The organism is Aquidulcibacter sp. (genome assembly GCF_049239865.1).
Classification (GTDB): Bacteria; Pseudomonadota; Alphaproteobacteria; order Caulobacterales; family Aquidulcibacteraceae; genus Aquidulcibacter.
Window position 1 is genome coordinate 1 of the sequence record NZ_JBMLTR010000105.1, and the last position, 13,279, is coordinate 13,279.

Genomic DNA, 13,279 nt, shown 5'->3' on the forward strand with positions numbered 1-13,279 from the left:
GCGGGGTTTGATGGGTGGGGGATAAGTTTTTATCTATGCGCTCCCCTCTCCTGCTGGGAGAGGGGAAAGGGGTGAGGGCTTACGGGCGTAAAAGCTTATTTTGCTTAGGGGCTTAGATTGGACCGGAATAACTAAATTATTGTGCACCTAAGCCCTCACCCCCGCCCCTCTCCCAGAGGGAGAGGGGAGAGCGGCAGCAGTTGGGACACGCCGCTTCCCCGTTTACGCCGATGTGTCCCGAAGGGACTGAAGGGGTGTTTCCATCTGGACAGATTTTGGCGAGACAGAAGGATCACCAAAAGGACCGCGCAACAAAAGTTGCGCCTGCCGCCGCGTTGACAAGCGCAACTTTTGTTGCGCGGTCCTTTATCCCCGCCGAAGCGTCAGCGAAGGGCGGGGACCTCAGTGAGTATGGGCTTTCCCCTTCACCGCGCCGTGAGTTTCGCCGTCAAGGCCCCGAAGGCGGCATCATGGATTGCGGCGGTGAAGAGGTTGGACAGCACGGGGTGGCTGCCGAAGCGCACGATGACGATTTGGTTTGTGGGGTCGATATAGACGCGTTGGCCCGCTACGCCGAACAGATTGAAGCTTTGATTGGCATCGTGGCTGATCCAGAATTGGCTGTGATAGGACCAGTTGAGGCGCGCGGGGATGGGATTTGAAGCCCGGAATGCTGCATTATCGCCGCCTGCCTTGATCTTTTTCACCACGGCGGCGGGAATGATTTGTTGGCCGTTGAAGCGGCCATCTTGGCGCAGCATTTCGCCCAAGCGCGCAAGGTCTCGGGCCGTGACATTGAGACCCGCAGCCGCGATTTCTTGACCGGCAGGATCAATGGCCCAGGTCGCGTCATGCTCCACCCCCAACTTCTTCCAAACCCGTTCTGAGACAAGGCCTGCTAGGCTCTGCCCGCTCGCCCGCACAAGGACCCAGCCAAGCGCGTCGGTGGCGGCAGAACGGTAGCGAAATGGACCGCCGGATTCTGCAAAGCGGGTCTTTAGCGTCGGCAGGGCCTCATATACGCCTTTTGGTGCCGGAATATTGGCAGGGCCCCAGCCCCACGCCAAAGCGTAGCGATGAATCTCCGCGTTTGGATTGGCGTAATTTTCGTCAAAGCTGACCCCGTCGCGCATATCCATCAGGTCGCGCACGGTCGCCGTTTCCCAGGCTGAGCCAATCAGTTCTGGCACATAGGTGACGACTTTGGCGGTCTCGTCCAATTTGCCGTCATGGATCAATAGTTCTGCCATCAGGCCGACAAAGGATTTGCTGACCGAGAAGAGCAAATGCTGGCTTTCCGGTGTCATGCCATTGGCATAGCGCTCATAGACGATCTTGCCCTTGTGCAGCACCAGCATGGCATCAGTATGGGTTTCAGCTTCAAACTGCGACCAGTTGATGGTCTTGCCATCTGGGGCCACAAACGTCAGGCCGTCGAGCGATACAGGTTGGCTGGGCAGCGGGCTGACTTGCCCACCGCGCGCCACGCCGCGGGTTGGAAACAGCTCTCGCACATGCTGATAGCTCCAGCCCGTGTAAGGATAGGCAAGTGCATTGTCGCGCGTGATGCGCTTATCGGCTGGGGCCGGAAAGCCAACATTATAGCCCGACTTCTGCCAATCCAGACGGGGCTGCGGGGCCGGTGGCGTTGTTGGCGCTTGGGCATTAGCCGTCCCGGCACTTAGACCGGCTGTTAGTACGAGCATTAGGCTTAGCGACTTTAGAAGTTTCTTATTCATGGCGGGCCTCCCTATTTTGCTTTTTGTTTTTTGCTTTTTGTTTCTGGATCGTGACCTTACTTGGCCAGAACAGCAAACACTTTTGCGACATCGCTGTCGGTCATCACGCGTAAGCTGCCAGCCATTAGATCTTCAGGCAGGGTCAATGCGCCAATCTGATCCCGGTGAAGGGCGGTGACATGATTGCCGATGGCGGCAAACATGCGGCGAACTTGATGATAGCGGCCTTCATGCAGCGTCAAAATGGCCGAACGCTCCCCCGTCACGTCCAGCTCTGCCGGCAACAGAGGCTTGGTCTCTCCGTCTAGCATCAGGCCACCAGCGGCGAAGGTGGCCGCTTCAGTCCCGTTCAACGGCCGATCCAAAGTAACGACATAGCGCTTGGGGACATGGTGCTTGGGCGAGATGATTTTGTGTAACAGGTCGCCATCATCGGTCATCAGGATGAGGCCGGAGGTTTCCTTATCGAGCCGCCCGACAGTCGATAAGGCCGGGTCTCGCGCGCGCCATCGATCTGGCAGCAGGTCATAGATCAAAGTGCCTGCCTCTTTGCGCGAGCAAGTCACGCCCAAAGGCTTGTGCACCATGATGACCATGCCGGGTAAAGGATCGAGCTTTTTGCCGCGGATCAAAAGCCTTGCGGGCAAGTCGGCTTCTAACCGCACCCGGGCCGCTTCATCCTGCACGGCCTGCCCATCGAGACTTATCCAGCCCGCCTTTGTCATCAGACCAATGTCGCGCCGTGAGCCATAGCCCATATTGGCCAGCAAGCGGTCGAGACGGGCGGTCGGGACAGGCTTGCTCATCGGATCGCCTGATAGACTTTAAAGCCCTGCGCTTCAGACTTCAGCGTGAAGCTGGCAAAGCGGGCCTTCAAGATCGCCTCATAGGGCAAATGGCGGTTTGCGGTGAGCCAGAGGGAGCCACCGGGGCGGAGGGCTTCTGCCGCGCGACCAATCATGGCCATGCCGAGGGTCTGATCCTCAATCCCTGCGCGATGGAAAGGTGGGTTCATGACGATGGTGTCGAAGCTCTGGCCCCCAGTCCCATCGGCGACCAAATCGGTCCAGACGCTCGCAAAGCGCGGGTCAGAAATCGCCTTATGAGCGGCAGCAATGGCGCGACGGTCGAGCTCAAAGCCCGTGAGGGCGGTAACTTTCGCGCTTTGCAGCACGAAGCGCGACAACACCCCTGCCCCGCAACCAAAGTCAGCAATCTTGCCGGATAAGGCGGGCAAGACATCCAACAGCGCTTGCGTGCCAACATCGATCCGGTCCCAACTGAAGAGGCCCGGCTGGCCCCAAATACCAAGTTCAGGCAGGAGCCGTAAGGCACCTTCAGCCAGCGCCGCCTCAATATTTCGCAGGGCTTCTGGGCGCTTGCCTTGGCAAATGCGGTGGTGTCGCTTGGGCTGGTCTGAGACCATCACCCCAAAGCCCAACAAATCCTTGGCGAGGCGGGTGCCGCCTTTGTCTTTTGGGGCCAAAATCGTCAAGGGTGCGCCAGGTGCCAAGGCGCGCAAAGCAAGTGCGATTTCATGGCGGCGCTCCATCGTATTGGAAGGGGCCCGCATGACGAGGCCTGTATAGGAGCCTTCTTTCAAGGCATCCAAAGTGACCGCGCCGGGATGCAAGGGTGAAACCTGCGCGCTACCTTCAGGCACGTCGACGAGACCTGCGGGAATATCGCCATAGATGATTATTCTGCTCATTACCGTGATCTGGGCTAGATCGGCCACGGACACAAGTTTTGCTGATCAGTTGTCAGCCGCTAGATCGGCATCCGCATGATTTCTTGATAGGCTTGGATGGCCTGATCGCGGAAGGCCAGCATGGTTTCCATTTGCACTTCAGCGGCGGCAACAGCCGTCACCACATCGACCATCTCCGCTTTGCCGGTCACCGCTTGGGCGGCTTGGGTTTCTGCGGCCTTTGTGGCTTCGACCGTGGAGGAGACTTGTTGGGCCAACATGGACGAGAAATTGAAATTGGTATCGGCAATGGCGGGGCCGGTGCTGGGCGCAGCACCGCCAGCGGCAGCACCATAGGCTTTGGCGGCAAGAAGGGCGGCTGAATTCATGGCTCAGGTTTCTCCTGAAAAAAGCGCGCTTAGCGGCGCAAAAGATCAAGCGTGCGCGACATCATCGCCCGCGCGCTTTCAACGACATTGAGGTTGGCTTCATAAGCACGCTGGGCTTCACGCATATCGAGGCTTTCAATCAGCGTGTTGACATTCGGCAGTTTCACATAGCCCTCGGCATTGGCACCGGGGTGGGTCGGGTCATAGCGCAGACGAAAATCCGACGTGTCCTTTTGGACCTTGGTCATCTTGACTTCAGTGGTGCCATTCTCGCGGTTCAGAACTTGGCCAAACACGCTGACTTTGCGCTGATAGGGGTCGGCCCCGGGATTGGGCGCGGTGGAATTGGCGTTCGCGATGTTTTCCGCAATTACCTTCATCCGCGCCGTTTGAGCGCGGAGGCCGGAAGCAGCAACATTGAGCGCAGCATTCATATCTGTCATGGCTTATCTTCCTATTGCGGCTTGCGCGATGCCAAGCGCATCAATTGCAAACCCTTTTGATAGAGGCCCAGAGCCGCGTCATAATTCATGCGCGTATCGGCCACTTTGATCATTTGTTCTTCCAAGACGACCGCATTGCCATCCAGCGTCACTTCGCTGTCAGGCGTCTTAATCGCGCGGCCAGAACCTGCAGCGGGTGCCCCGCCGTCGAGGTGCCCTGCCCGCGTTGCTGCCATTTTGACCGGTGACAAAGGGGCAGCCCCGGCTAATCCACTGCGCGCTTGGGGCATTTGCCGTGCGATTGCATCGGCAAAGGCACGATTATCGAGATCACGCGGTACATATTTAGGGGTAGACGCATTGGCGACATTCTCAGCCAAAAGCTTCTGACGTTCATTCAGAAAGCCCATACGTTCGCGCAGAACGTTAAAAAATGGCGTGTCGGTGATGCCCATGACCTGATCCTTGCGATTCTTCGCACCTGTAATGATGAAGTGATCATGGTTAAGCACTGATTAAGAACCATGAAGGCATCTTGTTAACCTTTGATTAACCGGAGCGGGCGACGCGGGATCACGCGGGCAGAAGCGCGCGAAACTTGGGTGGTATGGCATCTAGGATAGAGGGCTGACCAATGGAACTTTTCTTGGACCTTGTTCGGGCGACGGCCGCCTTGGCATTTACGCTGGGCCTGTTGCTAGGGGCAGCTTGGCTGGCGCGGCGGTACGGTCTGATGCAGGGTCAAATGCCCAGCCTGACCAAGGGCCGACTGAAATTGGTTGAGCAATTGTGGCTAGATGCCGGACGGACTCGTGCCATTCTCATCCGATGCGACGATCAGGAGCATTTGGTTTTGGTCTCGCCCACCGGGGCCAGCACCATCAGCTCCAAGACCATCTACCCAGAAGCCACCAGTCCCGCTCCGCACGCTGTAACTTCAGCTACAGGCACCCAGTCATGACATCCAAAGCCCCTCAGAAAGCCTCGCCTGCTCAAGGTCAATCCAAGACAGAGCTCAAGCGCCTTCTCAAGCGCTGGCTGATCATTTTCGTCTGCGCCATGGGGGCGTCTATGCTGGGGGTTGCCACGGCGATGGCGCAATCGATCAATCTTGACCTTGGAAGTGGTACCGGATTGACCGAGCGCGTGGTTCAGACGGTCGCGCTGATCACCATTTTGTCGCTCGCCCCGTCTGTTGTCATCATGACGACGAGCTTTGTGCGGATCGTGGTTGTCTTGTCCTTGCTTCGGACAGCCATCGGCCTGCAACAAGCGCCCCCCAATGCTGTGATGGTATCACTTGCGCTCTTCCTCACCGCCTTTGTGATGCAGCCGACGTTTGAGCGGTCGTGGAATGAGGGCATCGCCCCCTTGACCAAGCAAGAAGTCACGATGGAACAAGCTTGGCCGCGCGCGACCGAGCCTTTGAAGCAATTCATGCTGGCGCAAACGCGGGAAAAGGACCTAGAGCTCTTTATTCGTTTGGCCCGCATTCCAACGCCACAAAATGCGCAAGCTTTGCCGATGCGGGTTGTCACCCCTGCTTTCATGATCTCAGAATTACGACGCGCCTTTGAGATTGGCTTCTTATTGTTCGTACCGTTTCTTGTGATCGATCTGGTGGTCGCTTCGCTCTTGATGGCGATGGGCATGATGATGCTGCCACCGGTGGTGGTGTCTCTGCCGTTTAAGCTGATCTTCTTTGTGTTGGTCGACGGATGGCGCTTGGTTGCTGAAAGCCTTGTCCAAAGCTTTAGGGCCGTCCCGCCGGCTTAGCGGCCAACGATGGGTGCAGGCGGGGGATCGCGCGGCGCGTCGACGCCAGCACGAGCCGCAGGTCTAGCAGGTGCCTTTGCTTGATTTTGCGCCGTTCTAGGCGCCGCATTGGCCGGACGCGCGGGCGCACGCGGCGGCACGGAGGCCACGGCTGGCGAGCGTTGCGGTGGCAGGCTTGGACGCACGTCTGGCAACAGCGGTGCCGCTTCCTTTGCAATTCCCTCTGGCTGGAGCGCCTTTGGCAAGACGGACAGCAAAGCGGCGCTCAAACGTCCATTTGGATTGCCGTCGGTAGGGCCAATAGCGCGGGCGGCTTGGACGGCCTCGGCTTCTGTTGGGGCTTCAATGCGGTTCAGGCGATCACGCAAGCGACGCATGAGACCGTCATAGGGTGAACCGCCAGTGGCAATTTTTACGGCCGACTGCAAAGACGCATTCGATGGGATGGCACTGTCGGTCACCACTTTGAAGGCTTCCGCATAGGCGCTCTTGCTCATGGCTGGTCCATAAGTGCGGACTAGCCCACGATTAAAGCCATCTTCGCGCGCCATGGCTTGGGCGACGGCAACCCGCAAAACCTCGCCTGCATCTTCTGGAGATAGGGCTGCCTGTGCTGGCGGCAGGGATGCCCGGGCATTCGCTGCCGCATTTGGCCAGTCGCCTGCGCGCATGTAAATCTCAGTCCGTACCCGCGCCGCATCGGGGGAGTCGTCAAACTCAATGGTCTCCAGCGCATGATCTTTGCGGCCCAACTCAGCCAAGCTTGCCGCTTCAATCAGGCGGCGCTGCTCATTCAATGGCTCTGGCAGAAGGGATACGCGGCTGTTCCAGATCGCGCGCAAGGCTTCTTCAGGACGGCGGTCCATCAGATAGAGTGCGGCCAGATCGGTTGCGACCTGAGATTTCGAGAAGCCTTCCAAGCGCTTATCGACTTGGTGCTGCAGCAATTGCGTGGCTTGTGGCAAGAGATCGAGCGCGACCAAACGCTCGGCAAGGCCGCGCACCATGCGGTCGCCATCTGGGCCGATGGGGGCCAAGGTACGGAAGTCGTAGAACAGGGCCAGAGCTTGGATCGGGTCCATGCCATCGGCACCGCCCTCAAGGAACAGGAATTTAAACTGCTGGAACAAGTCATCGCGCAGGCGACGGGCCGCAGGCAGGTCTGGTCGCAAGGTCGATGCGCTGGCCATGGTCGTCAAGCCAGAGCGAATATCACCGGCTTGAATGTAAAGGCCGCCCAAGCGGCGCAGAATATCCAATTCCAAATCATCGCCGCGCCACGTGTAGCGCAAGGCATCGAGTGCCTTGATCGACTCAATGGCCGGAATTTTGCCACTCGATTCGCCGAGATTTGCCTTCTCATAGGCAGCGCGCGCCGCAATCTCGCGGTCAGGGGCTGTTGCGAGCTTGGTCAGCGCGACCAAGGCTTCATTGACGCGGCCAGTGGCCCCCATCGCACGGGCAGCCAAAAGAGCAGCTTGCAATTGGGTCAGGCTGTCTTGGGCTTCGCGTTGCGCGCTGCTCCCTGTCATGGAGGCCAAAGCGCCATCGCCGAGTTCAAGCGCTGCATTGCCATTGGCAATGTTAAAGCGGGCACGATACTCAGGCTCGAAATTCTGCAGCGCTGTCTTGCCGCGCTCAAAGCGGACGCGAGCTTCGCTAGAATTGCCGCTCACCTGGGCGGCAAGCCCCGCCCAAAGTTGGGCGGCGGGATCTTCGGCTACTTCTGGCTCACTCAACAAATCCAGCGCCGCCTTGCCATGCCCGCCCATCAATGTGGCGATGCCTTCCAAGGCCAGCAATTCCGGTGACCGCTCAAGGGCTGGAACATCTGAGCGCAATTGCCGGATGACGCCTGAAGCCTCAGCGCCCAAATCCCACGCGACAAGGAAGCGTGCCAGATCCAAGCGCGCGCTAATCTTATTATTGGTGTCACCCAATTCAATCGCAGCTTTGCGGCGCAATTTATTGAGGTTGTTGGTGAAATCGGCTTTTGGGCCCAAGCGCCAAGTCTTAAAGTCAATGAAGCCGGGTGCGGTCGCAGGACCAGCACCTAATTCGTCTGCTGGGGCCAAGCCCGACAAGGCCATGCCTTGTGGACGCACCAAGACAAAGCCATCGACATCACGCCGCAAGGCGAAATCATCGGTCCGGGGCACCACCACCAAACCGTGGAAGGTTTCAGGCAGCACGGCTTCCAAATAAGAGCGCTGCGTACCCAAGCTGCTATTGGGGCCTAAGGCGAGGCCGATCAACAAGGTGTCGCCCACGGCTGGATCGGTGATCATGCCCGTTGCTGCGCCATCGGGCACCAAGGCCTTTACCCGCGATGTGCCGTCTAGAGCTTGTTCGCGCACCAAACCAATCGATCGACCGGCCGCTTGCCTTTGTGGAGAAAGAACAACTTTCCACTTCGGTCCAAAAGAAGTTGGCGTTGCTTGAACTTCAGGCGGCGCAACGATCCGAATGCCTGAAACCCCCTCGCCGCGGACTTTCTCAATTCGGCTGACAAACTTGCCACTGGGCACGCGACCCACATCCATATCGGCCGCTGTCGCAAACAGCACATAGATGGAATCACCGCGCCGATACACTGCCGCTGGGGCTGGGGTTTCAAAATCGAACTCCAGTTGCAATTCCTTACCGACCATCGCGCTACTCATGCGGACGCGACCAGATGGTGCGGGATCTGGCCGCTGGGCCAGCAGCGCCTCAGCATCCATTTCACTGGCTTGAGCTTCTGCGGTCTTAGCTTCAGGTGGCGTCCCGTCGGTTTCACCGGCCTTTGGATCTTTCAAAGCGCCCTGCTTGCCCGCAACCGACTTAGGCTCAGGTGAGCCAATCTTGCCGCCAGCCTCGTCTTGTAATGCCTGAATCGTATCGGGGTTTGCCCCTTCGGGCAGAATATCGATGAGGATCGCATTGCCGTCGCGGCTGTGACGAACAACGCTGCCTGGGGCAACATCGAGCAGAAAGGACGAATCTGTATCGGAATTATAGCGCGCGGCATCCTCAACCCGCGCGGGCGGACGGTTCCGGATTGCGGCGGTATCAAAGGCAAATTTTCCCGGTAACGCAATCGCTAAGCGGTCGCCGCGACGCGCATAGCCATGCGCAGGCAGCGGGAACTGATTGCCCACACGCGACAGGCGCAAACGCGTGAATTCCTTGGCCTCAAACACATCGACTTGAATCTTCGGTGCACCAACCGGTGCCGCCCCATTGATCATTTTCTTTGGCGGACCAGACTCATCGACGGGGCCTTCGCCGGCCTTATCAGCTGTATTGGCAGCGGCCATTGCCTTGGCTTCGCCTTCAAAGGGCGGTGGCGCTTCGGCATTTGACATCACAAAGTCAAAGGCTTGCACATTGCCGACACGGCTGGTGATCACACGAGTTGGCTGGAGCAGGGCAACCCGAATGGTGCGCTTGTCGGTGCTGAGTGCGGCTGAGGCCACAAAATCAGGTGCGCCTTTGGCAAAGGCCGTTGGATCAGCCTCTATCGCTCGCGGCAAGCGGATCATGGCCAAGCCATTATTGGGCGTGGCAACCGCGGTGGCGGAAAGATTGGTACCAGCAGGCCAAGCGATCAATAGGCGGGCGTAAGTTGAATCTTGACTGGACGAGAGCGTGACGCCTTTGAGGCCTGCCAGTGCCGAGGGTGCAGCACCGCCTGCAGGCGCGGCGTTTTGGCCATAGGCCATCGGTGGCGACGCAAGTGCCACACAGACAACATAAGCAAGTAACCGACGCAATTTGGCCATCTGGTCTCTAAGTCAGATCTCTTATTCTCGCCGCTAAGCCACGTCTGGCCCAGTTTCTGGAGAAATCTGCTTATGCCTGAATCCGGTTAAGTTCCCCTTACCAGTTATGTCGACGTGGTAGAGGCTGAATTGCCGTCAAATTAGGCTTTGGGACGTTGTGCAGGGTCAGCCGGAGCCTGTCCTGTTGCCGCTTTGGCCGCAGGCTGCGGGGTCGATGGGTTGTTCGGAGCCTTTGGCGTCGGTGCGCGCGGTGCCGTTGGTCCCGCCCCTGCAGGACCTGTACCCTTTGCATCCAAGGCGGCATTGGCCGCTGCTGAACCTTTTGGAGCAGGACCGCCTTTGGCCTGGTTATTCAATGCCGCTTGTTGGCCCGGTGCTTTGGCGGGCGGCGCTTTAACGGCAGGGGCTTTAGCTGCAGGGGGCGTTGCAGCAGGCGCAGCTGGGGCGGCCGCATTTTGAGGTGCAGGTGGTGGATTGCCAGCCATGACCGGCAAGGTCGGCGCGTCGATCTCGGCCAAGCGGCGGGTGACTTCGCGCGCACGTTCTGGTGACATTTTCGCCAGAATAAGCGAGAGCGGCTGCTCTTTCATTTTCTGCGCAATTTTCAACAAGACTTCGGTGTCCAAGCCTTCCCAGACAGCGGCGGCATCCTTGGGCTTCATTTTCTCATAGACGCGCACGAGCGAGGTGATGCGTTGAGATTCCAAATCATCAACTTGACCCAACAGCTTCTGAAGATTGCCTTCTACTGCCTTCAAGGCATTCATACGCTCTTGGATTTTGGCATCGGTATTGGCGAGCAAGTTCTCCCGCGTGACAATATCGCGCTCGCGCGTGTCGAGTGTTTGACGACGCTCTTGCAAGGTCTGCAGCAAGCGGAATTCAGCAGCACTAATGCCCGCTTCTTTGGCCAAATCGACTGGCAAACACATAGGTGGACCGGCCTTGGGCGCGGCAGCCCCGCCCGCTGGTTTGGCCGCATCAACTGGTGCGGCAGCTTCCTTCTTCGCAGGTTCCCCTGCAGCCATGGCATTGGTCGCATCAAAAGCAACGCGGCCGACTTGTGCCAAGCCGACCACGCCCAAACCTAAAGCCAAAGCCGTTAAAGGCCGAAGCTTAAATTTCATCTCAAACCACCCCATGTTTCGGCCAACGGGCGAGCACGCCGCGTCAACTGGAAATCTTCTTCTACTTCTTCTTCATCCCAACGCAGGTCGCGTTTTTGACGAACAGGTGCTGGCTCTGGCGCAGGGGCCGGCTTAATCTCGACGGCCCGCGCCGTTGTGACCAGAAATTTCAAGGCCTCAGCGGTCGCCCGCGCTTCCTCGATGCTGCGCTGCAGGTCTTCGCCTGCTGCTTCCGACACCGACCTTAAGGCCACCACAGAGGCTTCTGCACGACCAACAGCAAGCGCCAGCTCTGCGGCGGCGGCGGCGACGCCATCCTTACCTTCGCGCAGGGCAGTGATTTTGCGGTCCAATCGGATGCACAAAACCGCGACGGCCAACATAGCAACCGCCAAAATAATCTGCGCAATGGGGATATAAAGGTCGGTCATTGCTTCATCAGCTCCCGTCTTGCCGAGTTTGTAAGAGGCCCATCCAGAGACAAGGCAATCGCACGGCCCATCTTGCCCATGCGCCCCTTGGTTAAAGCAATCTGCCCGCAACGTAATTCCACGCTGCCATCTGGGGGTTGGTTCAAGAACACGGTTTCGCCGACCTTCAAGTTCAACAAGCGGCCGAGTGGCACCGGCAATTCATCGAGGACTGCTTCAACCTGCATGTCCGTCGACCAAAGTTCGGTAGCCAAGTGGCCTTCCCAAATATTATCCCGGCCAAATTTCTCACCCATGAATTGCTGGATGAGCATTTTACGGATCGGCTCAAGCGTTGCGTAAGGAAGAAGGAGTTCAACGCGTCCGCCACGGTCTTCCATGTCAATCCGCATTTTGATCATGATGGCGGCGTTGGCAGGACGCGCGATCGCGGCAAAGCGCGGGTTGGTCTCGATCCGGTCCAGTGAGAAATCAACCTGCTTCAAAGGTTCAAACGCGGCTTGCATATCTTGCAAGATGACCTCGATCATCCGCGTCACCAGCATGCGCTCAATCGTCGTATAGGGGCGGCCTTCGATGCGCATCGCGGTTGTGCCACGACGTCCGCCCAAAAGAACGTCCACAATTGAGTAAATCAGATTGGAATCAACAGTCATCAGACCGTAATTGTCCAATTGCTCGGCGCGGAAAACCGCCAAAATAGCCGGCAACGGAATAGAGTTCAGATAATCGCCAAACCGGATCGACGAGATGTGGTCGAGCGAGACTTCGACGTTGTCAGAGGTGAAGTTACGCAAGCTGGTGGTCATCAACCGCACCAAGCGGTCGAAGACGATTTCCAACATGGGTAGACGTTCGTAGGAAACCAGCGCGGAGTTGATGATCCCGCGGATGCCGTTCTTCTCGTCGCTATCATCATCGCCGAGGTCAAAGCCCAACAGCGAGTCGATTTCGTCTTGGTTCAGAACCCGTTCGGCACCAATGGCAGAGGCTGAAATGGTTTTGCCGGTTTCCCCGCCAACCATGGCTTCCCATTCGGCGGCAAACGCATCATCGCCGCCACCGGCACCACCACCATCGCCCATGGCTTCGGCTTCCCAAGCCGCCGCCATAGCATCTTGATCGAGATCATCCGCCATTATTGAACCAACATTTCTTCGATGAGCACCGCATCAACTTGTGCCGGCGCAATCGCCAGATTGACCCGCTTCAGAAGCTCGAGCTGCAACCGCGAATAACCGGCCGAACCTGCAACATCTTCCATGCGAAGCTCGCGCAGGAAGCCGGTATATTGGTCGAGAATGCGCGGCAGGAGCGGCTCAATCGTCTCTGCCGTCTCCATATCCTTGGCTTGCAAGGTCAAACGAAGCTTTAGATAGGCCGGACGACTGTCAGCCGTGGCAATGTTGACGATCAGGTCTGGCAACGTGACGAAGCCTTCGCCATTGGGACCTTCAGCCAGCTTAATGCCGCCCTCGCCGTCCTTCTTGTCACCGCCTTTTTCGTCCTTGCCTTTTTCCTTCTTCTTCTCGTCCTTTTTCTTCTTTTCGTCTTCCTTGCCCTTTTCACCTTTCGCGTCAGCGACAGCAGCAGGCTTCTTTGCAAAGACAAGGAAATAGGCTGCAGCTCCGCCGCCGCCCAAAAGCAAGATCGCGGGCAGAACGATGAAGAGGATCAGCTGCTTGCCGGCAAGCTTCTTCTTGCCACCAGTGCCCTCCTCCCCTTCGGCGCCATCTGCGCCTTCAGGAGGGGCCTCACCCTTTTTCTCTTTCTTACCGGCCATCAGATTCTCTCACTGGCTTGAGCGGCCCCCGACTCAGCGGGCACGCATGGGCGTTTCTGTACCGGGTGAGTTAAGCCAATCGTGGTTAATGAAATGTCACCAAATCTTAACCATGCGGCAAAAACTGCCGAGGGACC

At 58.0% G+C, this 13,279-nt stretch carries 13 protein-coding genes; 2 read left to right on the forward strand and 11 right to left on the reverse strand.

Translation table 11 applies throughout. The features are described from left to right. Positions 1-425: 425 nt before the first annotated feature. Genes ACOVRA_RS07515 through ACOVRA_RS07540 form a run of 6 tightly spaced genes read right to left on the reverse strand, consistent with a single transcriptional unit; the run spans position 426 to position 4,716 of the window. Positions 426-1,739 carry a serine hydrolase domain-containing protein gene (locus ACOVRA_RS07515; protein ID WP_421719748.1) on the reverse strand — a complete coding sequence of 438 codons (1,314 nt, stop codon included), beginning with the start codon at positions 1,737-1,739 and terminating at the stop codon, positions 426-428. Between the two features lie 56 nt (positions 1,740-1,795). Beyond that, positions 1,796-2,545, reverse strand: a complete 750-nt coding sequence (locus ACOVRA_RS07520; protein ID WP_421719749.1) for a pseudouridine synthase — start codon at positions 2,543-2,545, stop codon at positions 1,796-1,798. Next, on the reverse strand, positions 2,542-3,450 hold the full coding sequence (locus ACOVRA_RS07525; RefSeq protein ID WP_421719750.1) for a class I SAM-dependent methyltransferase: 909 nt from the start codon (positions 3,448-3,450) through the stop codon (positions 2,542-2,544). Before ACOVRA_RS07525 ends, ACOVRA_RS07520 begins: the two co-directional genes overlap by 4 nt. A 59-nt stretch (positions 3,451-3,509) precedes the next feature. After that, a complete protein-coding gene (gene fliE / locus ACOVRA_RS07530) occupies positions 3,510-3,818 on the reverse strand; it encodes a flagellar hook-basal body complex protein FliE (RefSeq protein WP_421719751.1) in 309 nt (102 codons plus the stop codon). Between the two features lie 29 nt (positions 3,819-3,847). Beyond that, a complete protein-coding gene (gene flgC, locus ACOVRA_RS07535; RefSeq protein ID WP_298230725.1) occupies positions 3,848-4,261 on the reverse strand; it encodes a flagellar basal body rod protein FlgC in 414 nt (137 codons plus the stop codon). 11 nt (positions 4,262-4,272) lie between these two features. Then, positions 4,273-4,716 carry a flagellar biosynthesis protein FlgB gene (locus ACOVRA_RS07540; protein ID WP_290807465.1) on the reverse strand — a complete coding sequence of 148 codons (444 nt, stop codon included), beginning with the start codon at positions 4,714-4,716 and terminating at the stop codon, positions 4,273-4,275. A gap of 179 nt (positions 4,717-4,895) precedes the next feature. Between ACOVRA_RS07540 and ACOVRA_RS07545 the strand changes: the two genes are divergently transcribed. Both ACOVRA_RS07545 and fliP read left to right on the forward strand, forming a co-directional pair. Continuing rightward, entirely contained in the window at positions 4,896-5,222 is a 327-nt protein-coding gene (locus ACOVRA_RS07545) for a hypothetical protein (protein ID WP_421719752.1), read from the forward strand. Positions 5,223-5,320: 98 nt separating this feature from the next. Continuing rightward, positions 5,321-6,037 (forward strand): flagellar type III secretion system pore protein FliP, encoded by a 717-nt coding sequence (gene fliP / locus ACOVRA_RS07550; protein ID WP_298230722.1) that lies wholly within the window; start codon positions 5,321-5,323, stop codon positions 6,035-6,037. Here fliP and ACOVRA_RS07555 read toward each other — a convergent pair. From ACOVRA_RS07555 to ACOVRA_RS07575, 5 genes are all read right to left on the reverse strand, one after another. Continuing rightward, positions 6,034-9,801: a tetratricopeptide repeat protein gene (locus ACOVRA_RS07555; RefSeq protein ID WP_421719753.1), complete on the reverse strand. Its 3,768-nt coding sequence runs from the start codon at positions 9,799-9,801 to the stop codon at positions 6,034-6,036. The genes fliP and ACOVRA_RS07555 overlap by 4 nt on opposite strands. A 140-nt stretch (positions 9,802-9,941) precedes the next feature. Next, on the reverse strand, positions 9,942-10,928 hold the full coding sequence (locus ACOVRA_RS07560) for a hypothetical protein (protein ID WP_421719754.1): 987 nt from the start codon (positions 10,926-10,928) through the stop codon (positions 9,942-9,944). After that, positions 10,925-11,359 carry a DUF6468 domain-containing protein gene (locus ACOVRA_RS07565; protein ID WP_421719755.1) on the reverse strand — a complete coding sequence of 145 codons (435 nt, stop codon included), beginning with the start codon at positions 11,357-11,359 and terminating at the stop codon, positions 10,925-10,927. The genes ACOVRA_RS07560 and ACOVRA_RS07565 overlap by 4 nt, the downstream gene beginning before the upstream one ends. Beyond that, positions 11,356-12,498 (reverse strand): flagellar motor switch protein FliM, encoded by a 1,143-nt coding sequence (fliM, locus tag ACOVRA_RS07570; protein ID WP_421719756.1) that lies wholly within the window; start codon positions 12,496-12,498, stop codon positions 11,356-11,358. Before fliM ends, ACOVRA_RS07565 begins: the two co-directional genes overlap by 4 nt. Next, entirely contained in the window at positions 12,498-13,142 is a 645-nt protein-coding gene (locus tag ACOVRA_RS07575) for a flagellar basal body-associated FliL family protein (RefSeq protein ID WP_421719757.1), read from the reverse strand. The genes fliM and ACOVRA_RS07575 overlap by 1 nt, the downstream gene beginning before the upstream one ends. Between the last annotated feature and the right edge of the window lie 137 nt (positions 13,143-13,279).

Bases quoted from the DNA above. Each gene is read 5' to 3' on its own strand.
- fliP (WP_298230722.1), top strand. From the start codon at position 5,321: ATGGGGGCGTCTATGCTGGGGGTTGCCACGGCGATGGCGCAATCGATC.
- ACOVRA_RS07560 (WP_421719754.1), bottom strand. From the start codon at position 10,928: ATGAAATTTAAGCTTCGGCCTTTAACGGCTTTGGCTTTAGGTTTGGGC.
- ACOVRA_RS07575 (WP_421719757.1), bottom strand. From the start codon at position 13,142: ATGGCCGGTAAGAAAGAGAAAAAGGGTGAGGCCCCTCCTGAAGGCGCA.
- ACOVRA_RS07515 (WP_421719748.1), bottom strand. From the start codon at position 1,739: ATGAATAAGAAACTTCTAAAGTCGCTAAGCCTAATGCTCGTACTAACA.
- fliM (WP_421719756.1), bottom strand. From the start codon at position 12,498: ATGGCGGATGATCTCGATCAAGATGCTATGGCGGCGGCTTGGGAAGCC.
- ACOVRA_RS07565 (WP_421719755.1), bottom strand. From the start codon at position 11,359: ATGACCGACCTTTATATCCCCATTGCGCAGATTATTTTGGCGGTTGCT.
- ACOVRA_RS07545 (WP_421719752.1), top strand. From the start codon at position 4,896: ATGGAACTTTTCTTGGACCTTGTTCGGGCGACGGCCGCCTTGGCATTT.
- ACOVRA_RS07520 (WP_421719749.1), bottom strand. From the start codon at position 2,545: ATGAGCAAGCCTGTCCCGACCGCCCGTCTCGACCGCTTGCTGGCCAAT.
- fliE (WP_421719751.1), bottom strand. From the start codon at position 3,818: ATGAATTCAGCCGCCCTTCTTGCCGCCAAAGCCTATGGTGCTGCCGCT.
- ACOVRA_RS07525 (WP_421719750.1), bottom strand. From the start codon at position 3,450: ATGAGCAGAATAATCATCTATGGCGATATTCCCGCAGGTCTCGTCGAC.
- ACOVRA_RS07540 (WP_290807465.1), bottom strand. From the start codon at position 4,716: ATGGGCATCACCGACACGCCATTTTTTAACGTTCTGCGCGAACGTATG.
- flgC (WP_298230725.1), bottom strand. From the start codon at position 4,261: ATGACAGATATGAATGCTGCGCTCAATGTTGCTGCTTCCGGCCTCCGC.
- ACOVRA_RS07555 (WP_421719753.1), bottom strand. From the start codon at position 9,801: ATGGCCAAATTGCGTCGGTTACTTGCTTATGTTGTCTGTGTGGCACTT.